At 65.9% G+C, this 19,875-nt stretch carries 18 protein-coding genes; 11 read left to right on the top strand and 7 right to left on the bottom strand.

What is annotated here, in order from left to right:
- Nucleotides 1-150: 150 nt before the first annotated feature.
- Nucleotides 151-549, bottom strand: coding sequence for a preprotein translocase subunit SecG (gene secG / locus ACTS1X_RS07880; RefSeq protein WP_442613836.1), 399 nt, complete (start codon nucleotides 547-549; stop codon nucleotides 151-153).
- Between the two features lie 78 nt (nucleotides 550-627).
- On the bottom strand, nucleotides 628-1,377 hold the full coding sequence (gene tpiA, locus ACTS1X_RS07875) for a triose-phosphate isomerase (RefSeq protein ID WP_442613835.1): 750 nt from the start codon (nucleotides 1,375-1,377) through the stop codon (nucleotides 628-630).
- A 147-nt stretch (nucleotides 1,378-1,524) separates the two neighbouring features.
- Here tpiA and ACTS1X_RS07870 point away from each other — a divergent pair, with 147 nt between their 5' ends.
- Together ACTS1X_RS07870 and trpE are read left to right on the top strand one after the other, a co-directional pair.
- Nucleotides 1,525-3,471 (top strand): SurA N-terminal domain-containing protein, encoded by a 1,947-nt coding sequence (locus ACTS1X_RS07870; RefSeq protein ID WP_442613834.1) that lies wholly within the window; start codon nucleotides 1,525-1,527, stop codon nucleotides 3,469-3,471.
- Nucleotides 3,471-4,976, top strand: a complete 1,506-nt coding sequence (gene trpE / locus ACTS1X_RS07865; protein ID WP_442613833.1) for an anthranilate synthase component I — start codon at nucleotides 3,471-3,473, stop codon at nucleotides 4,974-4,976. The genes ACTS1X_RS07870 and trpE overlap by 1 nt, the downstream gene beginning before the upstream one ends.
- Nucleotides 4,977-4,979: 3 nt before the next feature.
- On the opposite strand, the gene ACTS1X_RS07860 is transcribed toward trpE, so the two are convergent.
- Nucleotides 4,980-5,282, bottom strand: a complete 303-nt coding sequence (locus ACTS1X_RS07860) for a polyhydroxyalkanoic acid system family protein (protein WP_442613832.1) — start codon at nucleotides 5,280-5,282, stop codon at nucleotides 4,980-4,982.
- Nucleotides 5,283-5,294: 12 nt separating this feature from the next.
- The gene (locus tag ACTS1X_RS07855; protein ID WP_442613831.1) at nucleotides 5,295-7,154 is read right to left on the bottom strand and encodes a M13 family metallopeptidase; all 1,860 of its coding nucleotides are present in this window, start codon (nucleotides 7,152-7,154) and stop codon (nucleotides 5,295-5,297) included.
- A gap of 15 nt (nucleotides 7,155-7,169) precedes the next feature.
- Here ACTS1X_RS07855 and ACTS1X_RS07850 point away from each other — a divergent pair, with 15 nt between their 5' ends.
- The 7 genes from ACTS1X_RS07850 (at nucleotide 7,170) to lexA (ending at nucleotide 12,443) form a co-directional block, all read left to right on the top strand.
- The gene (locus ACTS1X_RS07850) at nucleotides 7,170-7,613 is read left to right on the top strand and encodes a hypothetical protein (protein ID WP_442613830.1); all 444 of its coding nucleotides are present in this window, start codon (nucleotides 7,170-7,172) and stop codon (nucleotides 7,611-7,613) included.
- A gap of 10 nt (nucleotides 7,614-7,623) precedes the next feature.
- Nucleotides 7,624-8,214: an anthranilate synthase component II gene (locus ACTS1X_RS07845; RefSeq protein WP_442613829.1), complete on the top strand. Its 591-nt coding sequence runs from the start codon at nucleotides 7,624-7,626 to the stop codon at nucleotides 8,212-8,214.
- 61 nt (nucleotides 8,215-8,275) lie between these two features.
- Nucleotides 8,276-9,262 carry an anthranilate phosphoribosyltransferase gene (gene trpD / locus ACTS1X_RS07840; RefSeq protein WP_442613828.1) on the top strand — a complete coding sequence of 329 codons (987 nt, stop codon included), beginning with the start codon at nucleotides 8,276-8,278 and terminating at the stop codon, nucleotides 9,260-9,262.
- 10 nt (nucleotides 9,263-9,272) lie between these two features.
- Nucleotides 9,273-10,067, top strand: a complete 795-nt coding sequence (trpC, locus tag ACTS1X_RS07835) for an indole-3-glycerol phosphate synthase TrpC (protein ID WP_442613827.1) — start codon at nucleotides 9,273-9,275, stop codon at nucleotides 10,065-10,067.
- Nucleotides 10,060-10,530 carry a cyclic pyranopterin monophosphate synthase MoaC gene (gene moaC / locus ACTS1X_RS07830; protein ID WP_442613826.1) on the top strand — a complete coding sequence of 157 codons (471 nt, stop codon included), beginning with the start codon at nucleotides 10,060-10,062 and terminating at the stop codon, nucleotides 10,528-10,530. Before trpC ends, moaC begins: the two co-directional genes overlap by 8 nt.
- Nucleotides 10,527-11,714 (top strand): molybdopterin molybdotransferase MoeA, encoded by a 1,188-nt coding sequence (locus tag ACTS1X_RS07825; RefSeq protein WP_442613825.1) that lies wholly within the window; start codon nucleotides 10,527-10,529, stop codon nucleotides 11,712-11,714. Before moaC ends, ACTS1X_RS07825 begins: the two co-directional genes overlap by 4 nt.
- Nucleotides 11,715-11,786: 72 nt before the next feature.
- Nucleotides 11,787-12,443, top strand: coding sequence for a transcriptional repressor LexA (gene lexA / locus ACTS1X_RS07820; RefSeq protein WP_442613824.1), 657 nt, complete (start codon nucleotides 11,787-11,789; stop codon nucleotides 12,441-12,443).
- Here the strand turns inward: lexA and ACTS1X_RS07815 are convergent.
- Entirely contained in the window at nucleotides 12,437-14,461 is a 2,025-nt protein-coding gene (locus ACTS1X_RS07815; RefSeq protein ID WP_442613823.1) for a ComEC/Rec2 family competence protein, read from the bottom strand. The genes lexA and ACTS1X_RS07815 overlap by 7 nt on opposite strands.
- Before the next feature lie 137 nt (nucleotides 14,462-14,598).
- Between ACTS1X_RS07815 and gltX the strand changes: the two genes are divergently transcribed.
- Together gltX and ACTS1X_RS07805 are read left to right on the top strand one after the other, a co-directional pair.
- Entirely contained in the window at nucleotides 14,599-16,053 is a 1,455-nt protein-coding gene (gene gltX / locus ACTS1X_RS07810) for a glutamate--tRNA ligase (RefSeq protein ID WP_442613822.1), read from the top strand.
- A complete protein-coding gene (locus ACTS1X_RS07805; RefSeq protein WP_442613821.1) occupies nucleotides 16,046-17,332 on the top strand; it encodes a citrate synthase in 1,287 nt (428 codons plus the stop codon). The genes gltX and ACTS1X_RS07805 overlap by 8 nt, the downstream gene beginning before the upstream one ends.
- A gap of 3 nt (nucleotides 17,333-17,335) precedes the next feature.
- On the opposite strand, the gene ACTS1X_RS07800 is transcribed toward ACTS1X_RS07805, so the two are convergent.
- Together ACTS1X_RS07800 and ACTS1X_RS07795 are read right to left on the bottom strand one after the other, a co-directional pair.
- Nucleotides 17,336-18,709 carry an ATP-binding protein gene (locus ACTS1X_RS07800; protein ID WP_442613820.1) on the bottom strand — a complete coding sequence of 458 codons (1,374 nt, stop codon included), beginning with the start codon at nucleotides 18,707-18,709 and terminating at the stop codon, nucleotides 17,336-17,338.
- Nucleotides 18,706-19,836: a DUF2336 domain-containing protein gene (locus tag ACTS1X_RS07795; protein WP_442613819.1), complete on the bottom strand. Its 1,131-nt coding sequence runs from the start codon at nucleotides 19,834-19,836 to the stop codon at nucleotides 18,706-18,708. Before ACTS1X_RS07795 ends, ACTS1X_RS07800 begins: the two co-directional genes overlap by 4 nt.
- Nucleotides 19,837-19,875 lie beyond the last annotated feature (39 nt).

The raw sequence follows: 19,875 nt of genomic DNA, 5'->3' as shown, positions 1-19,875 counted from the left end.
CGAGCGAGGAAACCACGCCGCCGGTGACAAAAATGAACCGCGCCATGGGAGGAAACGCTTACGCAGGGTTGGCCGCAAAGCGCAAGCCGGCGAATCCGACTTTCGCGATTTTTTGTGAGTAAGCGGGTCGGCAGGCGAGTGCTGCGCCGATTATTCCGCCGGCGCGTCTTCCTCGTCCGCTCCGCTGCTCTCCGCCTGTCCGGCGATCGCGCTCAATATGTCGCTGTCGACCGGCTCGGACGCCGGCGCATCGCCGCCGAGCGGCGCAATGGGCGCGACCGGATCTGCCTGGCGCGTCAGGCTGGTATCGATGCTCGTATCGGACTGGCGCGTGGTGGCGATGCCGGCCAGCAGGATGCTCAAGCCGACGAAAGCCACTGCGGTCACCGCCGTCGCGCGCGTGAGAAAGTCCGCCTGTCCGCGTGCCGTCATCAGGCCCGACGATGAGCCACCGACGCCGAGACCACCGCCTTCGGAGCGCTGCATGAGGATCAGCGTGACAAGCAGGGCGGCGATAACGGCCTGGACGACCAGCAGGAAGGTGAACATCGAAACTCTCTATGTAATTGGGTTGGCCGATGACCGGCGCTGCACTGTTGCGCGAAATAGACGTTTCCGCGCCAAGGTTCAAGCGAGAGCCGCGCCGGCCTCGATGATCGGAACGAATTTGTCGGCGCTGAGGCTGGCGCCGCCGACCAAGCCGCCATCCACATTGTCCACGGCCAGCAGCTCGGCGGCGTTGTCGCCGTTCATCGAACCGCCGTACAGGATTCGCACATTCTCGGCCTCTTCGCCGATCGTTTCGATCAGCTTGGCGCGGATGGCGGCGTGCATCGCAGCCACATCCTCCAGCGTCGGAACGCGACCCGTTCCGATCGCCCAGACCGGTTCATAGGCGATCACCAGCCAGTCGGCCGTCGCATCGGCCGGCACGGAACCCACCACCTGAGACACCACTACGGCCTCGGCCTCTCCCGCGTCGCGCTGCGCTTCGGTTTCGCCGACGCAGACGATCGCGATCAACCCATGCCGGTGCGCCGCTTCGGCCTTGCCGCGGACTTCCGCATCGGTTTCGCCCTGATCCGCCCGGCGTTCGCTGTGACCGACAATCACATGATGCGCGCCGGCCTCTTTCAGCATGGCGGCCGACAGGCACCCGGTATGCGCGCCCTTGTCCGCACCGTGGCAATCCTGCGCGCCGATCGCGAGGCCCGGCACGCGCGCGACGGCCGGCGCTATCAGAGTCGCGGGTGGACAGATCGCGACATCCACCTGCGGATGGGCCCTGGCGGCCTTGTCGATCCCGTGCAGCTCGCGGAGATGGTCGAGATGACCGTTCATTTTCCAGTTGCCCGCAATCAGTTTGCGTCGCGCCATGATGTCCCGTTTCCCCTGTTGGTGTCAGGCGGGCCTGATAGCCGCCCGATCGGCGTCTGCCAATCGCGCGACAACGCTTGAAGCGGCGCGGGCACATCCGTAAAGCACGGAGCGAATAGCCCCTTCTCACGCAAAGTTGCAGAAACCATGATCACCTTTTTCCGCAGACTGTTTTCATCGAAACTCGGCCTGTTGTTCGCGATGGCTTTCGTCGGCTTGATCGGCCTCGCCTTCGCACTGGCCGATGTCAGCGCCCCGGGCGGCGGGTTTCTGGGCGGCGGCGGGACGACGGTCGCCTCTGTAGACGGAACGGAAGTCGACGACGAACGCATTTCCCAGTTGATGACCCGGGCGCTGCAAAATGCGCGCGAGGAACAGCCGGGGCTCGACATGGCGGCGCTGATCGAAGGCGGCGGTCTCGACCAGGCGATCGAACAATATATGCAGGGCGAAGCGCTGGCGGCTTTTGCCCGCGACCATGGCCTTCTGATCAGCAAGAGGCTGATCGACGCGGCGATTGCCGAGATACCGGCATTCCAGGGCCTCACCGGCAATTTCGACGAAGCCTCGTTCCGCCAGGTTCTCGCCCAGCAGGGCCTGACCGAGGAGGAAGTCCGCGCCGACCTGACCCGCCAGACGCTGGTCGGCCTGCTGCTCGGACCGGTGACCGCCGGGGCGCAGGTGCCGGCGGCGATCGCGCGGCCCTATGCCGGCTTGCTACTCGAAGAACGCAGCGGCCAGGTCGCGGCGATCCCGTCCAGCGCGATGCCGCAGGGCAACCCGCCGACCGCGGAACAGCTCGACACATTCTATCAGGAGAATCTCCGGCGCTACACGCTGCCCGAGCGGCGCTCGGTGCGCTATGCGATCTTCACGCTCGACCAGCTCAACGTGCCGGCGCCGACCGAGGAGCAGGTCCGCGAATATTACGAGGCCAACAGCGAGACCTATGGCGGCAGCCAGACGCGCACCTTCCAGCAGATCATTCTCGCCGACGAGGCCGACGCCCAGGCGTTTTATGCTGCGGTGAACGGCGGAGCCGATTTCGGCGAACAGGCGGCTCAGCGCGGCTTCTCGATCCCGTCGACCCAGATCAGCGGCGCGACGCCCGAAAGTTTCGAGCGCACGACTTCCGAACGGATCGCGGCTGCGGCTTTCGCCGCCGACGAGGGCGCGCTGCTCGAACCGATGCGGTCCGGCCTCGGCTGGCACGTGATCCGCGTCGCCGATATCGTCAATCGCAACGCGACACCGCTTGGCAGCGTCCGGCCCGAAATCGTGCAGACGCTGCGTGAGCAGGCGGGCAACGAGGCGCTCGCGCAATTCTATCTCGATATCGAAAACGCCATCGATAACGGCGCCTCGTTCGAGGAAGTGGTCGACGACAAGGGACTGACCATCGTTTCGACGCCGCTCCTGGCGCCGAACGGCCTCGCACCGCAGCAGCCCAGTTTTCGGCCGTCTTCGGATCTCCGGCCGATCCTGGAGCTCGCCTTTACGCTCGACGACGACGAGGACCCGGTGCTCGTGCCGGTCGTCGAGAATCAGCGCTACGCGATGGTCGACGTAACCGAGATTGCGCGCACGGCGCCGCAGCCGCTCGACTCGATCCGGCGATTCGTGACCCGCGACTATATGCTCGATCGCGCCGCGCGCCGCGCCCGCGCCATCGCCACCGAAATCGCCGCCAAGGTCAACGACGGAATGGCGTTGTCCGAGGCGATCGCGCAAGCCGATGTCGCGCTCCCGGCGCCGCAGCCAGCCCGGGCCACGCGCCGGGCGATTTCCCAGGCCGGCGCCAACGTGCCCGAACCCGTTCGGCTCATGTTCCGGATGGCGGCAAACACGGCGAAGCTCGTCCGGCTGCCCCGGGACCAGGGTTGGTATGTCGTGGTCCTCGACGCGATCGAAAGCGACCCGGACGAGATAACGCCGGATATCGTCCAGGCGACGCGCCGCGAATTCGCCAATGTGACGGCGAACGAATATGCCGAGCAGTTCGTCAACGCGGTGCTCGCCGACTATCCGATCGAACGGAACGAGGAAGCCATCGAAGCGCTGGCGGAACGGCTGACGACCGGCCGCCGGAACTGATGAATACGCGCGCCGACGCGATAACGGCGCTCGAAGCCGGCCGTCCGGCGCTGATCTGGCGACAGCAGCTGGCGGATCTCGATACGCCGATCGGCGCGGCGCTCAAGCTGATCGAACCGGGCCGCGGAGATTTCATCCTCGAATCTGTCGAAGGCGGCAATGTGCGGGGACGCTACACCTATATCGGCCTCGCGCCCGATCTCGTCTTCCGCGCGGAGGGCGCCGAAGCGGCGATCAACCGCGATTGGCTCGCCGATCGCGACGCCTTTGTTGCGGCCGATCGCGACAGCGTCGCGGCGCTTCGGTCGCTCGTCGAGGAATGCCGGATGGACCTGCCGGACGGGCTGCCGGATTCGCTGGCCTGCCTCGTCGGCTATTTCGGCTACGAGACCATCGGACTGATCGAGGACCTTCCGCGCCCGGCCGACAATCCCCTCGCCCTGCCCGACATGCTGTTCGTCCGGCCGACGCTGATCCTGATCTTCGACCGGCTCGAGGACCGGCTGCATCTCGTCGCACCGATCTGGTCGCTTGGCGAAGACAGTGCGGAAAAGGCTGTGGACAAGGCTGTGGAGCGAATCGAGGCTGCAGCGGCGCGCCTGAACGCGCCCTATCTGCCCCGCCACAGAAAAATCGAGCAATTGCCGGTCGTTGCACCGCGGGCCGAGCTGGATCCGGCCGACTATCGGCGCATGGTCGAAACCGCGAAAGACTATATCGCCGCCGGAGACATCTTTCAGGTGGTGCTGGCCCAGCGCTTCACCCAGCCCTTCCCGTTGCCGCCGGTCGATCTCTACCGCGCGCTGCGCCGGATCAACCCTTCGCCTTTCCTCTATTATCTCGACCTTCCCGGCTTCGCACTGATCGGGTCGAGCCCGGAAATCCTGGTCCGCGCGCGCGACGGCGAGGTCACGATCCGGCCGATCGCCGGAACGCGGCCGCGCGGCCGGACGGCGAGCGAGGACGCCGCCAATCGCGAAAGCCTGCTCGCCGATCCCAAGGAACGCGCCGAGCATCTGATGCTGCTCGATCTCGGACGCAACGATGTCGGCCGCGTGGCCAAGGCCGGAACGGTGACCGTCACCGACAGCTATGGCGTCGAATTCTACAGCCATGTCATGCATATCGTGTCGAACGTCACCGGCGAGTTGGCCGACGATCATGACGCGATCGACGCGCTGTTCGCGGGCTTCCCGGCGGGCACGGTGTCGGGCGCGCCCAAGGTCCGCGCCTGCGAGATCATCGCCGAACTCGAACCCGAAACGCGCGGCGCCTATGCCGGCGGCGTCGGCTATTTCTCGCCCGACGGCGGGATGGACAGCTGCATCGTGCTGCGAACTGCGGTCGTGAAGGACGGGGTCATGCATATCCAGGCCGGTGCCGGCATCGTCGCCGACAGCGACCCCGATTACGAGCAGCGCGAATGCGAGGCGAAGGCCGGCGCACTGTTCGCCGCGGCGAAAGAGGCGGTCGAGCGGGCCCGCGAGCCGGGATTCGGGCAGTAGCACCTAGCGCAGCAGCTTCGGCCCATATTGCTCGAGTTTGCGACGGATCGCACCCGCGAAGGGCGCGAGCAGCGTCGGCAGTTCGAAGGTCGCGATCACCGCGTCTTCGGTGACGTCGAGGCGGCAGGCCAGCCTTTGGCCCAACGCCTCGATCGTGAAAAAGGCGGTGTCGTCCTCCCAGCGCTTTTCGGTCACCGCACCGCCGGGAATGGCGTCGGCGAAGCCGTCCATCCCCCCGGCGATCCGGCGGCGCGCTTCTTCGCGCCCCAGCTGATGGGGAATGTTGGCGGTTATCGTTTCGCTCACCGCCTCTGCTCCCTACCAGATTCGCACGCGCTGTTCGGGCGGAATGTACATCGCATTGTCCGGCCCCACATCGAAGGCTTCGTACCAGGCGTCGATATTGGGCACGACGCCATTGGTGCGATACTCCATCGGGCTGTGCGGATCGGTCAGGATGCGCTCGCGCAGCGCATTTTCGCGGATCAGCCCGCGCCAGACCTGCGCCCAGCTGAGGAAGAAGCGCTGGTCGCCGGTCAGCCCGTCGATCACCGGCGGTTCGCCATGTTCGGCGACGTACCGGCGATAGGCGGAATAGGCCATTTCGAGGCCGCCCAGATCGCCGATATTCTCGCCCATCGTCAGGGCGCCGTTGACGGTGACGCCCGGAATCGGTTCGAACGCGTCATATTGCGCGCCAAGCCGGCCAGAGCGCTCCTCGAACGCCGCGGCGGTCTCTTCGCTCCACCAGTCGCGGATGCGCCCGGTGCCGTCGAACTGCCGGCCCTGATCGTCGAAACCGTGGCCGATTTCATGGCCGATCACGCCGCCGATCGCGCCGTAATTGACGGCGGCGTCGGCATTGGGATCGAAGAAAGGCGGCTGCAGGATGGCGGCCGGGAAGGTGATCTGGTTGAGCAGCGGATTGTAATAGGCGTTCACCGTCTGCGGGTTCATCGCCCAGAGCGACCGGTCGACCGGATGCGGCAGCCGTTCGAGATCGAGGTTGAACGCGAATTCCTGCGCGCGGATGGCGTTTCCGAGCAGGTCGTCGCGCCGGACCTCGAGGCCTGAATAGTCGATCCAGTTCTCGGGATGGCCGATGCGTGGCTCGAACGCTTCGAGCTTGGCAAGTGCTTCGGCGCGCGTCGGCTCGTCCATCCAGTCGCTGTTTTCGATCCGTTCGCGCAGCGCGGCGCGCAGATTGGCGATCAGCTCGGTCATCTGTCGCTGCGATTCTTCGGGATAATGGCGATCGACATAGACCTGCCCGATCGCCTCGCCGATATTGTCGTTGACGAAGGCGACGCCGCGTTTCCAGCGTTCGCGCTGTTCGGGCGTGTCCCGCAGGGTCCGGCCGAAAAAGTCGAACTGCGCTTCGTCGAACGCGTGGGGCAGGAACTGGGCGTTGTCGTTGATGAAGTGGAAGGTCAGATATTCCTTCCACGTGTCGAGCGGCACGCTGTCGATCATTTCGCCAGCCGCTGCAATCGCGGTCGTTTCGGCGGCGACCACCGTATCGACGGTTCCCAGGCCGATCCCTTCGAGCCAGCTGTCCCAATCGAATTGCGGCGCCAGTTCGGCCAGCTGCTCGCGGTTCATCGGATTGTAGATCTGCTGGATGTCGCGCTGGCGGGCGGGTTCCCAATGCGCTTCGGCGAGCTGGGTTTCGAGCGCGATGATCCGGTCGGCCCTGGCCGCCCCGTCCGGGATTCCCGCCAGCTCGTGGAGACGGATGATATAGTCGCGATAGGCGGCGCGGAACGCCTGATACTCCTCACCCTCCTCCAGGTAATAGTCGCGATTGGGCATGCCGAGGCCGTCCTGCCCGGCGGCCGCGATATAGCGGGTCGGGTCGGCGGGGTCGGGCAAGGTGCCGACGCTGACCGGCGAGGAATAGCCGATCGTCCCGAAGACCTCGAGCAGGTCCGCGCGGTCCGCGATCGCGGCGATCCGGGCCAGATAGGGCTCCAGCGGTGCGGTACCGCGCGCCTCGATCGCATCGACGTCCATCCACGACCCGTAGAAATCGCCGACCATCCGACCCAGCGGACCGGCCGCTTCGGGATTCTCGGCAAGATCGTTCAAAATCGCGTGAACCTGGTTTTCCGCGCGTTCGCGCAGGATGTCGAACGAACCGTAACGCGAACGATCGCCGGGCATTTCGGTTTCTTCCATCCAGGTCCCACCCGCATGTCGATAGAAATCGTCGCCCGGATCGACGGCGAGATTGCGGGCTTCGAGATCGACGCCCCAGGGGCCGATCTCGGCCGCTCCACCATGATGGTCGTCATGGTCGTGGCCCTCATGGTCATGAACGTGATCGGCATCGTCATGACCGACGCCTTCGGCGCCGTGGTCATGACCATCGTGGTGCTCGGCATGATCATGCCGATGGTCGGTATCTTCGTGATGGTCGGCAAGCGCGGGCGCGGAAACCGCCATTGCGAGAGCCGAGGCTGCGGCAAGAACGAGGGAACGGGTCGTCATGAAAAGCTCCTGAAAGTCTTTCGGTGTCGTACAGTGCGCGACGCGCACGTCATGGGTGCGTTGCTTAACTATAGCAGCGCGGTTCCACAAGCCGCCCAACACGATCAACGCATGACGAGTCTTGGCGGCGCCGAGCGGAACGGATAGGCAGGCGGCCATGATCCTCGTCATCGACAATTATGACAGCTTCACCTGGAACCTCGTCCATTATCTGCGCGAGCTGGGCGCGGAGGTCGACGTCGTCCGCAACGACGCGATTTCCGCCGGACAGGCAATTTCCTCGGGCGCGTCGGCTTTCCTGATCTCGCCCGGCCCCTGCACGCCCAACGAAGCGGGAATCAGCCTGGATCTCGTCGCGGCCTGCGCCGATGCCGAAAAGCCGCTGCTCGGCGTGTGTCTCGGCCATCAGGCGATCGGCCAGCATTTCGGCGGACGGGTGATCCGGGGCGGCCTCATGCACGGCAAGACCTCGCCGGTCGAGCATGACGCAACGGGCGTGTTCGCTGGCCTCCCCTCTCCTTTCACAGCCACCCGCTATCACTCGCTGATCGTCCCGGAAGACGGCTTGCCGGACAGCCTGGTGATCAACGCGCGCGGCCCGGACGGCACGGTGATGGGCTTCCGCCACGAATGCCTTCCCATTCATGGCGTCCAGTTCCACCCCGAAAGCATCGCCACCGAACATGGCCATGCGCTGCTCGCCAATTTCATGCGGCTGGCGGGGATGGCCGTTCTCGAACCCGCTTGAGCGGCGAGCCAAAGAATTCTTTCTGGCCTTTCGAGCCGCCTCATGCTTTGACGCGCGGCCTATGACCCAATTGCCGGACCCCTCCTCGCCGCTCGACGAAGCGACCGCTTATCACGCCTTTGCCGACATGCTCGACGGCAAGCCGGGCGAAGAGGATATCGAACATTTCCTGACCGTGATGACCGAGCGCGACGAGACGGCGGTCGAGATCGCCGCCGCCGCTTCCGCCATGCGCGAACGGCTGATCGCGATCGAAGCGCCCGAAGGGGCGATCGACGTCTGCGGCACGGGCGGCGACGGACAGCATACGCTGAACGTCTCGACGGCGGTCTCGATCGTCGTCGCATCTCTGGGCGTGCCGGTCGCCAAGCACGGCAATCGCGCCGCCTCGAGCAAGGCCGGTGCGTCGGACACGCTCGAGGCCCTGGGTCTCGACCTGGACCATGCCGGCGAGATAGCGGAACGCAGCCTGGCCGATCTCGGCATCTGTTTCCTCCATGCCGCCAATCACCATCCGGCGATGAAGCGAATCACGCCCATCAGAAAACGCATCGGCAAACGGACCATCTTCAACCTCATGGGGCCGATCTCCAATCCGGCTGGCGTCAAGCGCCAGCTGATCGGCATCGCCCGGCCGGACTATGTTCCGGTCTATGCCGAGGCGCTGAAACAGCTCGGCGCCGAAGCGGCGATGGTCGTTTCGGGCGAGGAAGGCCTCGACGAACTGTCGATCTCGGGCCCGAGCCGGATCGGCAGCTTCGGCAATGTCGATGTTGGCGAAAGTGTTTCGCCCGGCGATGCCGGGCTGGAGGATTTTCCGATCGACGCCATTCGCGGCGGCGATCCGCACTTTAACGCCGCCGCGCTCAAGCGGTTGTTCGAAGGCGAAGCGGGCGGTTATCGCAACGCGGTGCTGCTGAACGCGGCCGGCGCAATGATCGTCGCCGGGAAGGCCGATGGCTGGCGGCATGGCGTGACGCAGGCCGCCGGTGCGATCGACGACGGGGCAGCCAGGGATCTGCTCGACCGCTGGATCGCATATCGGTGAGGGCTGGACGATGAGCGACAAGCTCGCGGAAATCTGCGCGGCAAAACGCGAGGAAGTGGCGCGACGTAAGGCGGCGACGACGCTCGCCGCGTTGGAGGCGCGCGCCAACGCCCAGGATGCGCCGCGGGGATTCCTCGACGCGCTCGGGGCGAAAGCGGAAACCGGCTATGCGCTGATCGCCGAGATCAAGAAGGCGAGCCCGTCCAAAGGCCTGATCCGAGAGGATTTCGATCCGCCGGCCCATGCAAGGGCCTATGAAGCGGGCGGCGCGGCCTGCCTCTCGGTGTTGACCGACGAGCCTTATTTCCAGGGATCGGACGACTATCTTGTCGCCGCGCGGACGGCCTGCGCGCTGCCCGTCCTGCGCAAGGATTTCATGGTCGATCCGTGGCAGGTCGCCGAGGCGCGCGCGCTCGGCGCCGACGCGATCCTCGTTATCGTCGCCGCGCTCGACGACGATGCGATCGCCAATATCGAGGCGGCCGCCATCGACCATCGCATGGACGTACTCGTCGAGGTGCATGACGAGGCCGAGCTCGACCGGGCGCTCGCTCTCAAATCGCCGCTGATCGGCATCAACAACCGCGATCTCAGGACGTTCACCACCGATCTCGCCGTCACCGAACGGCTCGCAGCCCGTGTCCCGGACACCCATTTCCTCGTCTCGGAAAGCGGCATCGCGACCAAGGCGGATTGCGACCGGCTGGCGGAAAGCGGTATCCGGGCTTTCCTCGTCGGGGAATCGCTGATGCGGCAGGCGGATGTCGAAAGCGCGACGCGCATGCTATTGACCGGCCATGGCTGATCTCACCCATATCGACGACGAAGGCGCGGCGCGCATGGTCGATGTGTCCGGCAAGGCCGCAACCGCGCGCGAAGCAACCGCGAAGGGCCGGATCACGATGTCGGGCGAAGCGACCGCCGCCATTCGCGCGGGCAATGTCAAAAAGGGCGATGTGCTGGGCGCGGCCCGGATAGCCGGCATCATGGCCGCGAAAAGGACCAGCGACCTGATCCCGCTCTGCCACCCGCTCCCGCTGACCGGCGTGACGCTCGACCTCGAAGCGGACGATACCGGCGTGACGGCGACCGCCACCGTCCGCACGACGCATACGACCGGTGTCGAGATGGAGGCGCTGACGGCCGTCTCGGTAGCGCTGCTCACCGTTTACGACATGGCCAAGGCGCTTGATCGCGGCATGGCGATCGGCGAGATTCGCCTGCTCGCCAAATCCGGAGGGCGTTCGGGCGACTGGACCGCCGAATGAGCGGATTGCTTCCCGTCGAAGACGCCCAGCAGCGGCTGCTCGCGCTTGCAGAACCGGTGGAGCCCGAAACGCTGCCCGTCGGCGATGCGGCGGGACGCTGGCTGGCGGAAGACGTCGCCGCCCGGCGCACCCAGCCCGCCGCCGATCTTTCGGCCATGGATGGTTATGCCATCCGCTTTGCCGAATGTCCGGGCCCCTGGACCGTCGTCGGCGAGAGCGCGGCCGGATCGCCGTTCGAACGCCGCGTCGAGCCGAGAGAGGCTGCGCGCATCTTCACCGGCGCGCCGATGCCCCAAGGCCCCGATACGGTCATGGTGCAGGAGGAAGCCGCGCGCGACGGCGATACGCTGCGGCTCGATGGCGAAGGGCCGTCCCGCAAAGGCGGCAATGTCCGGCGCAAGGGACGCGATTTTGCCGAAGGCGATATCCTGATCGATGCCGGAACGAAGCTGATGCCGCCCGCGCTGGCGCTGGCGATCGCCGGCGGCCATGGGACGCTGTCCGTGCGGCGCGCGATCCGCGTGGCGCTGATCTCGACCGGCGACGAACTGGCGCCGCCGGGCGAACCGACGGAGATCGCGCAGCTTCCCGCGTCCAACGGCCCGATGCTGGCGGCGCAACTGGCCGGGCTGCCGGTCAAGATCGACGATATCGGCATCGTACCCGATATGCGGGAAGCGCTGGCCAAGGCGCTCGACGCGGCGGCCGGCGCCGATGTCATCGTCACGATCGGCGGCGCATCGGTCGGCGATCGCGACCTTGTCCGCCCGGCGCTCGAAACGGCGGGTGCCGAAATCGATTTCTGGCGGATCGCGATGAAGCCCGGCAAGCCGCTGATGGCGGGCCGACTCGGCGAGGCGATGGTGCTCGGCCTGCCCGGCAATCCGGCCTCCGCATTCGTCACCGCCAAGCTGTTTCTGGAACCGTTGATCGCGCACCTCTCGGGCGCCGCCGATCCCCTGCCCCGCTTCCGGCCGGCCCGGCTCGCCGCGGAGCTGCCCGCGACCGGCACGCGTACCGAATATCTGCGCGGCCGCTGGCGCGACGACGCCGTCGAAGCGCTCTCCCAGCAGAGCAGCGCATCGCTGGCGGCGCTGGCCGAGGCCGAACTGCTGGTCCGCCGTCCGGCGGGAAGCGCGGCGGCACGCGCCGGAGACACGGTCGATATCCTGCCCCTCGCTTGACAGCGAATCTTTTGTTTCCTACACGTTCCCCGTTCGTTCCAGAACGGAACAGCCATGAAGGAGGCGAAGGCAATGCTGACCAAGAAACAGCATGAGCTGCTGATGTTCATCCATGACCGACTGGCCGATACCGGCATCTCTCCTTCCTTCGAGGAAATGAAGGACGCGCTCGATCTCAAATCGAAATCGGGCGTCCACCGGCTGATTTCGGCGCTGGAGGAACGCCAGTTCATCCGCCGCCTGCCCAATCGCGCGCGCGCGCTCGAAATCCTCCGCATGCCCGAACAGTCGGGCGTGAAATCCTCGCCGGTAACGACCGCGCCGAAGATGATGCCGGTCGCCGCCAACGACATAGTCGATCTCCCGCTGCATGGCCGGATCGCGGCGGGCCAGCCGATCGAGGCGATCGAGGGTCAGGAATCGCTGAGCGTGCCCGCCGCCTTTCTCGGCAGCGGCGAACATTATGCGCTCGAGGTCGCCGGGGACTCGATGGTCGAGGAAGGCATTCTCGACGGCGATTACGCGCTGATCCGCAAGGCCGACACGGCGCGCGAGGGCGAGATCGTGGTCGCGCTGATCGACCAGAACGAGGCGACGCTCAAGACCTTCCGCCGCGAAGGCTCGATGGTCCGTCTCGATCCGGCCAACCGCAATTACGAGCCCCAGCGCTACGCGCCCGAACAGGTCGCGATCCAGGGAACCCTTGCGGGCCTGTTGCGGCGCTACTGAACGATCCGCCGCCAGGGGTGATCGTCGCCCGGCTCCAGCACGGTCCGGATACCCGGCGGTGACAGGGTGATCGCCAGGCCGCCCGTTTCCCGCAGCAATGTCCGGTCGGCGAGCAGCCAGCGCGGGGTGCATCCTTCCGGCATCCGGCGGTCGCTGACAACGATATCGGCGGCGGCGCATTCCTCGACCAGCGCCGGATAAGGGAGATAGTAGCGGCTGCGCGTCGCGAAGACCCGCCACTGCCGGTCGCCGCGCCAGATGGTCGTCCGGCAGCTGTCGGCGCTGCACCAGGCCGCCGGCAGATCCTCGAGCGCGCCGGCTTCCGCCTCGGTTCCCGATGTTTCGTTGAACATGTCGCGGACATAGTCGCCCGCGCGCGGTCGGAGCAGCGCCAGCTGGCCGTCGCCGTCGCGCACTGCCATGTGCCGTCCGTCCCCGGTGACGAGGATATCGGCCGCCGGCGTGACCAGCGCCCAGATCGCGCCCGCACCGATCGGCGCGAAACCCCAGAACCGCCATCCGGTCTTCCACAGGCAGAACCAGAGCCCGCCGACGATCATCAGCGCATAGGCGGCCATCGGCATCGCCGGAAGGAGCGCGACCGCCCCCGGCGTGCTCGACACGCCATGGGCCAGGTCGAGCAGCAGTCCGAGCGTCCCGCCCACCAGCCACCAGACCGGCGCGCCGAGCCCGAAAATATCGAGAAACAGCGCCAGCGCCTCGAGCGGGATGATGATGAACGTCGTCAGGGGGATCGCGACGATGTTGGCGAGCGCCCCGTACAATCCGGCCTTGTTGAAATGGAAGAGCGCGATCGGCATCAGCGCGATCTCGACGACGAGCCCGGTCAGCAGAAGGCCGAGCGCGAAACGGCCGAGCTTCGCGGCCCATGACTCGTCCCGCCGCGAGAGCAGTTTCTTGGCGCGCGGATGCTCATGCAGGGCGATGATCGCCGTGACCGCGGCGAAGCTCAGCTGGAAGCTCGGTCCGACCAGCGTTTCCGGCCAGAACAGCAATATGACCAGCGCCCCGGCGGCGACCAGCCGCAGGGTAATGGCATCGCGCCCCATCGCCACGCCGGCCAGCACCAGCATCGCCGCAACGCAGGCGCGCACCGTCGGCACCTGGGCGCCGGTAAACAGTGTATAGGCCAGGCCGGTCAGCGCGCCCGCCCCGGCGGCGATCAGGATCAGCGGCGCGTTGAGCGCGAGCCTCGGGCTCAGGGCCAACAGTTTGAGGACGAGCAGCATCGCCACGCCGATCACCGCCGTGACGTGCAAGCCGCTGATCGCCAGCAGATGGGCCAGCCCGCTGCGCCGCATCGCCTCGGCATCCTCTTCCGTGATCCGCCCGCGGTCGCCGGTCGCCAGTGTCGCGGCGATCGCGCCCTCCCCGCCGCCGACCCGCTCGGCGACGTGCGCGGCAAGCTGCGCCCGGCGGGTTTCGAGCCAGCTGCGCCAATTGTCGCCGCGCGCCGGACGGACGATCCCGATTTCGCCCCATGCCCGGCCGGTTGCGCCGATCCCCTCGAACCAGGCACGCTGCGAAAAATCGTACCCGCCGGGCACGGCGGCAAGCGGCGGGGGCATCAGCCGGGCGCGCAGCGATATCCAGGCGCCGGCGCGCAAACCGTCGGGCGCATTGCCGTCATCGACATTGACTCGGAATTGCCGCGGCAGCGCGGGATCGGTCGGCGAGCGCAGCAACAGGCGGACGCTTTCCCGCGCGGGCATGTGCTCGACCGAGACTATCTCCGCCGCGAAACGGCTGACGACCGGCCGTTCGAGCGTTTCGGTGTCGACCCATTCGGCGCGTATCCATACGAGCGCGCACCCGATGGCGGCGACGAGCGCGAAGATGCCGACGCCGCGCGCCGTCCGTGTGGTGCGCGCAAGGGCAAGCGCCGCGAGTCCCAGGCCCGCGCCGGTCAGCAGGAACGCGATCCAGCTGTTGCGGTCCGTCAGCGCGAACCAGCTGGCGATCCCGAGCCCCAGCGCCACGGGCAACCAGAGCGGCAACTGGTCCCGTTCGCGCTCCAGCCGATGCTCGATGGCCGCGAAGAGGCCGGACAGTCGCGATTGTCGCCCGCCGGGCGCTATGCTAGTCCGCGCTCCCACTGTTCCCCGCATCAAATACAGTCTTGGAGATAGCGCGCATGGGCGCAACCGAAAAAGCCGACCGCAATGAACGCGTTGTCACGCGCTTCGCACCCTCACCCACCGGATTCCTGCATATCGGCGGCGCGCGCACGGCGTTGTTCAACTGGCTGTTCGCCCGCCATCATGGCGGCGAATTCAAGCTGCGCATCGAGGACACGGACCGGACCCGCTCGACCGACGAGGCGATCGAGAAGATTCTCGACGGCATGCGCTGGCTCGGCCTCGATTGGGACGGCGAGGAAGTCTATCAGTTCGCCCGGGCCGATCGCCATGCCGAAGTCGCCAACGCGCTGCTCGATCAGGGCAAGGCCTATCGCTGTTACGCGACGCCGGAGGAGCTGGCCGAGATGCGCGAGCAGCAGCGCGCAGCCAGAGAACCAATCCGCTATGACGGCCGCTGGCGGGATCGCGATCCCGCCGAAGCGCCGGAAGGCGCGCCCTTCGTGATCCGGCTGAAGACCGAGACCGAGGGCGAAACCGTGATCGAGGACGCCGTGCAGGGCCGCGTCACCGTCCGCAACGCGGAGGTCGACGATTTCGTCATGCTGCGCGGCGACGGCACGCCGACTTATATGCTCGCCGTTGCCGTCGACGATCACGACATGGGCGTCACCCACGTAATCCGCGGCGACGACCATCTGAACAACGCCTTCCGCCAGCGCGCGCTGATCGATGCGATGGAGTGGCCGCAGCCGGTCTATGCCCATGTCCCGCTGATCCATGGCCCCGACGGCGCGAAGCTCTCGAAACGCCATGGCGCGCTGGGCGTGGAGGCCTATCGCGACGAGATGGGCATGCTGCCGGAAGCGGTGGTCAACTACCTGCTGCGGCTGGGCTGGGGCCATGGCGACGACGAGATCATCAGCCGGGACCAGGCGATCGAATGGTTCGACCTCGACGGCGTCGGCAAGTCGGCCGCCCGGTTCGACATCAAGAAGCTCGAAAATCTCAACGGCCATTATATTCGCGAGGCCGACAACGACCGCCTGGCCGATCTCGCCGCCCCCTCTATCGCCGCCGATATCGGACGCGAACTGACCGAAAATGACCGAAAATTATTGCAGCGCAGCATGGAGAGTATCAAGCCGCGCGCCAAGTCTGTCGGCGAGTTGGCGGAAGGCGCCGGATTTTTATTTCGCACCCGCCCCCTGAATCTGGACGAGAAGGCGGAAAAGCTGCTACAGGGCGATACGCCTGCGCTGCTTGCCGATCTCGTGCCGCTCCTTGAGGGACTGCCGGACTGGTCGGAAGAGGCGCTAGACACCGCTGTAAGGGAATTTGCCGACGCCCGCGATCTCAAGCTGGGCAAGGTCGCTCAACCCTTGCGAGCGGCGCTCACCGGTCGTGCGACATCGCCGGGAATATTCGATGTGCTGCTGCTCCTCGGTCGCGAGGAGTCGCTGGCGCGGATCGCCGATCAGGCAGGACAGCAGGAGCAAATATATGGGTGACAACAGCGCCAAACTCTCGGTCAACGACGGTGACTATGAATATGCGGTGGAGTCCGGTTCGTGCGGCCCGGACGTAATCGATATCCGCAAGCTCTATTCCGAGACGGGCCTGTTCACCTTCGATCCCGGCTTCAAGTCGACCGCAAGCTGCGAATCCGGCCTGACCTATATCGACGGCGGCAAGGGCATATTGCTCCATCGCGGCTATCCGATCGATCAGCTCGCCGAACAGTCGAACTTCATGGAGGTCGCCTATCTGCTGCTCAACGGCGAATTGCCGGCCCGGCAGGATTTCGTCGATTTCGAACGCACGATCACCTTGCACACCATGGTGCACGAGCAGCTGAAGCAGCTCTACAGCGGCTTCCGTCGCGACGCGCACCCGATGGCGATCATGTGCGGCGTGGTGGGCGCGCTGTCCGCCTTCTATCACGATTCAACGGACATCTCCGATCCCGAACAGCGCAAGATCGCCTCGCACAGGCTGATCGCCAAAATGCCGACGATCGCGGCGATGGCCTACAAATACGCGATCGGCCAGCCCTTCCTCTATCCGGACAACGACCTTTCCTATACCGGCAATTTCCTGCGCATGACCTTCGGGGTTCCGGCCGAAGAGTATGTAGTGGATCCGGTGGTCGAAAAGGCGATGGACCGGATTTTCATCCTTCATGCCGATCACGAGCAGAATGCCTCGACCTCGACCGTGCGCCTCGCCGGCTCGTCGGGCGCCAATCCGTTCGCCTGCATCGCGGCCGGAATCGCCTGCCTCTGGGGCCCCGCGCATGGCGGCGCCAACGAGGCGGCGCTCAACATGCTGCGCGAAATCGGCACGCCGGACCGGATCGGCGAGTATATCGAGCGCGCCAAGGACAAGGACGATCCGTTCCGCCTGATGGGCTTCGGCCACCGGGTCTACAAGAATTTCGATCCGCGCGCGAAAGTGATGAAGGAAACGGCCGCCGATGTACTGAACACGCTCGGCGTCGACGATCCGATCTTCGATGTCGCGCGCGAACTCGAGCAGATCGCGCTCAACGACGAATATTTCATCGAGAAGAAGCTCTACCCGAATGTCGATTTCTATTCGGGTGTGATCCTCTCGGCGATCGGCTTCCCGACGACGATGTTCACCGTCCTGTTCGCCTTGGCCCGCACGGTGGGCTGGGTCGCCCAATGGAACGAGATGATTTCGGATCCGGATCAGACGATAGGCCGTCCGCGCCAGCTCTATACCGGCCCCGAACAGCGCGACTATGTGCCGATCGGCAGCCGCTAGAAATTAACTGCCGACCCGCAGGGTCAGCACGAAACGGGCGCCCTGCCCCGGCGCGCTGTCGACATCGATATCTCCGCCCATCGCCCGCGCCAGACGCCGGGCGATGTAAAGGCCCAGCCCCGTACCGGGCTCGTCGGCCGAAAGGCGTTCGAATTTCTCGAAGATGCGCGACTGGTCGTCGGCCGCGATCCCGCGCCCCTGATCGGCCACGATAACGGCCGCCAGATCGCCTTCGGTTTCGCAGCGAATCCAGACATGGCTGTCCTCGGGCGCGAAACGCACGGCATTCCCGACCAGGTTGACGAGAATTTGCAGCACGCGCTTGTAATCGGCGCGAGCCGGCAGGCTTTCATCGTCGGCGGGACGGTCAATCCGAATGTTCTTTTCGCTGGCGCGCACCGAAAGAAGCCCGGCGGCGTCGCGCGCGACATCGGCAAGATCGATATCCTGGGCTTCCGGCTCGAAATCCTCGCGCTCCACGGCCTGGAGATCGACCAAATCGTCGATCAGGCCGAGCAGGTGGCGTCCGGCGCGCGCGATATCGCCCGCATATTCGGCATAATCGCCACGGATCGGACCGTCGAGCTGGGCTTCGATGCTGTGGGCGCTCGCCACGATCCGGTCGAGCGGTGCCCGCAGGGCCCGATTGATCTGGCGCCCGAAGGCGTCGGGAATCTCTGCACCGCCGTGCGATACGCTCGCCTGCTCGGGTTGCGGCTCCACGGCAATCGCCGTGCCGCGAAAACCCGCAAAGCGGCCATTGCCGTCGATCAGGGGAACCGCGGTCAGTTCGACACGCTGCGTCCCTTCCGGACGAAGCACCGCTTCCTGCCGCTCGAAACGACGATGTTCGGCCAAGGCATTGAGAATGGGCAGCGCGCCGTCATCCCGCTCGACGAACCGGAACAGGCCGGTAAGCGGTTGGCCCACGAAAGATTCAATGGCGCCCAGCATCTTCTCCGCATCAGGCGACAGCGCGGTCAGCCGCAGCGTGTGATCGGTCTCCCAGAGCCAGTCGGCATCGGCGCGGAGGAAATCATGCTCGCGCAGTTCGGGATCCCGTCCGGCCGGAGAGGCGGGCTCCCGCGACACCCAGCCGCCCACGGCCAGCTTGACGCCGTCGCTGTCCGGCTCGGCTTGGATATGCAGTTCGAGATCGCGATCTCCGTCGGCGGTTATGACCGAGCGCGAGACGGTAATGCCGAGCCGACTGGCGAGTTTCGCGAGTGCGGCGATTTGCGGGATGGCGAGGCTCCCCCCCGGAACCCCGCCTGCACGCATGTGCAACTCTTCAAGCGCCGTATCGGCCGCGACCAGGGAGCCCTTCTCGTCCAGTCGCCCAAATGACCGATCGGCAGGGCTTGTCGCGCCGTTCATCGCGACGCTCCGCCGTCGGCGACCGCCAGCCGGGCGATCGCGGAACGGTAGACCGGATCGAGCCGCCAGGGCCGCATAGCCGCCTCGATATCGTCGGGGCGCAGCACGTCGTACGTTTCAATCCAGTCGGCCGCGACTTCGTCGGCCTTGCGATCCTCGACCAGAACGGCATGCAGCATCGCCACGAGCAGTTGCGATGCCGCTTCGCGTTCGACGCCGATCGATTTCAGGACGAGCATGTGATTTGGCGCATCGGGCATGATTGCCATGTCCCAGGCCATCTCGAAAGAAATTCCGGCACGAACCGCTAGCATGGCAGCGTAGAATATCGGTCGCGCGCCGTTCAATGCCTCGGCGAGGAGCCGATCGTCGATCAATCCTGCGTCATTCAGCTTTGCCGCAAGGCTCATCGCCGCGGCGTCGACAGGCGCTTCGTCCCCGCGATCCTCGAGCATTCGGCAGGCGACATTCGTGATGGGCCCATCCAACACCGCTCCGTCCAGACGGTGGACGCGTTCGCCATAGTCGCGCAAGGCCGCCGCCACGGTCCAGACCAGACGCTGATCAACCAGGTCGGGCAAATCGTTCCTGCCCAGACGCGGGTCGTCGAACCGCTCGTTGATCCGGCTTTCGGCAATCAGCAGCTTCATCGCATGCGCGGCTATGTCACGATCGCCATGCTGGACCAGCATATCGAGCCGCCCATTTTCGTCGGTCACGGCATTCCGGCGCAATTGACGGATGATGCTGTAGGATTTGCCCCGCCGCTCGAGGAGGTCCGCAAGCTCGCCATCTTCGGGGAAACCTGCGCGGGCAAGTATCGGCCAGGCGATCGCGACGTGCGCGGCGCCGAGCGAGGCGGTGAATTCCGCCATGTCGGGCAGTCCGGCCCCGGTCAGCAGTCGGGTACGTATTTCGCCTTCGATACTGTCGACCAGCCCCGCGAACATCCGGCGGATCGCCGTGCGTTCGACTTCGCTCAGGCGATTGCGTTCAGGTTCGACGAGATCGGCCAGCGTGACACCTGTTCCGGGGCCGCTTCTGTGCGCCGCACGCACCGCGTCGGCAAGCAAAGCCGAGGCGCGCTCGTCAACGGTTTCCGAGCGGGAATTGACCGGATCAGACATGGCCGTGACATAGCCGAAACGTCGTTAAGACCGTGCTAA

This window comes from Parasphingopyxis sp., assembly GCF_052168275.1.
Taxonomy (GTDB): Bacteria; Pseudomonadota; Alphaproteobacteria; order Sphingomonadales; family Sphingomonadaceae; genus Parasphingopyxis.
The sequence above is the reverse complement of the archived record's forward strand: the minus strand, read 5'-3'. Positions and strand labels throughout refer to the sequence as shown.

Coding starts and splice junctions, on each gene's coding strand:
- secG (WP_442613836.1), bottom strand. CDS start 549: ATGTTCACCTTCCTGCTGGTCGTCCAGGCCGTTATCGCCGCCCTGCTT.
- tpiA (WP_442613835.1), bottom strand. CDS start 1,377: ATGGCGCGACGCAAACTGATTGCGGGCAACTGGAAAATGAACGGTCAT.
- ACTS1X_RS07870 (WP_442613834.1), top strand. CDS start 1,525: ATGATCACCTTTTTCCGCAGACTGTTTTCATCGAAACTCGGCCTGTTG.
- trpE (WP_442613833.1), top strand. CDS start 3,471: ATGAATACGCGCGCCGACGCGATAACGGCGCTCGAAGCCGGCCGTCCG.
- ACTS1X_RS07855 (WP_442613831.1), bottom strand. CDS start 7,154: ATGGAAGAAACCGAAATGCCCGGCGATCGTTCGCGTTACGGTTCGTTC.
- ACTS1X_RS07850 (WP_442613830.1), top strand. CDS start 7,170: ATGTCGATAGAAATCGTCGCCCGGATCGACGGCGAGATTGCGGGCTTC.
- ACTS1X_RS07845 (WP_442613829.1), top strand. CDS start 7,624: ATGATCCTCGTCATCGACAATTATGACAGCTTCACCTGGAACCTCGTC.
- trpD (WP_442613828.1), top strand. CDS start 8,276: ATGACCCAATTGCCGGACCCCTCCTCGCCGCTCGACGAAGCGACCGCT.
- trpC (WP_442613827.1), top strand. CDS start 9,273: ATGAGCGACAAGCTCGCGGAAATCTGCGCGGCAAAACGCGAGGAAGTG.
- moaC (WP_442613826.1), top strand. CDS start 10,060: ATGGCTGATCTCACCCATATCGACGACGAAGGCGCGGCGCGCATGGTC.
- ACTS1X_RS07825 (WP_442613825.1), top strand. CDS start 10,527: ATGAGCGGATTGCTTCCCGTCGAAGACGCCCAGCAGCGGCTGCTCGCG.
- lexA (WP_442613824.1), top strand. CDS start 11,787: ATGCTGACCAAGAAACAGCATGAGCTGCTGATGTTCATCCATGACCGA.
- gltX (WP_442613822.1), top strand. CDS start 14,599: ATGGGCGCAACCGAAAAAGCCGACCGCAATGAACGCGTTGTCACGCGC.
- ACTS1X_RS07805 (WP_442613821.1), top strand. CDS start 16,046: ATGGGTGACAACAGCGCCAAACTCTCGGTCAACGACGGTGACTATGAA.
- ACTS1X_RS07800 (WP_442613820.1), bottom strand. CDS start 18,709: ATGAACGGCGCGACAAGCCCTGCCGATCGGTCATTTGGGCGACTGGAC.
- ACTS1X_RS07795 (WP_442613819.1), bottom strand. CDS start 19,836: ATGTCTGATCCGGTCAATTCCCGCTCGGAAACCGTTGACGAGCGCGCC.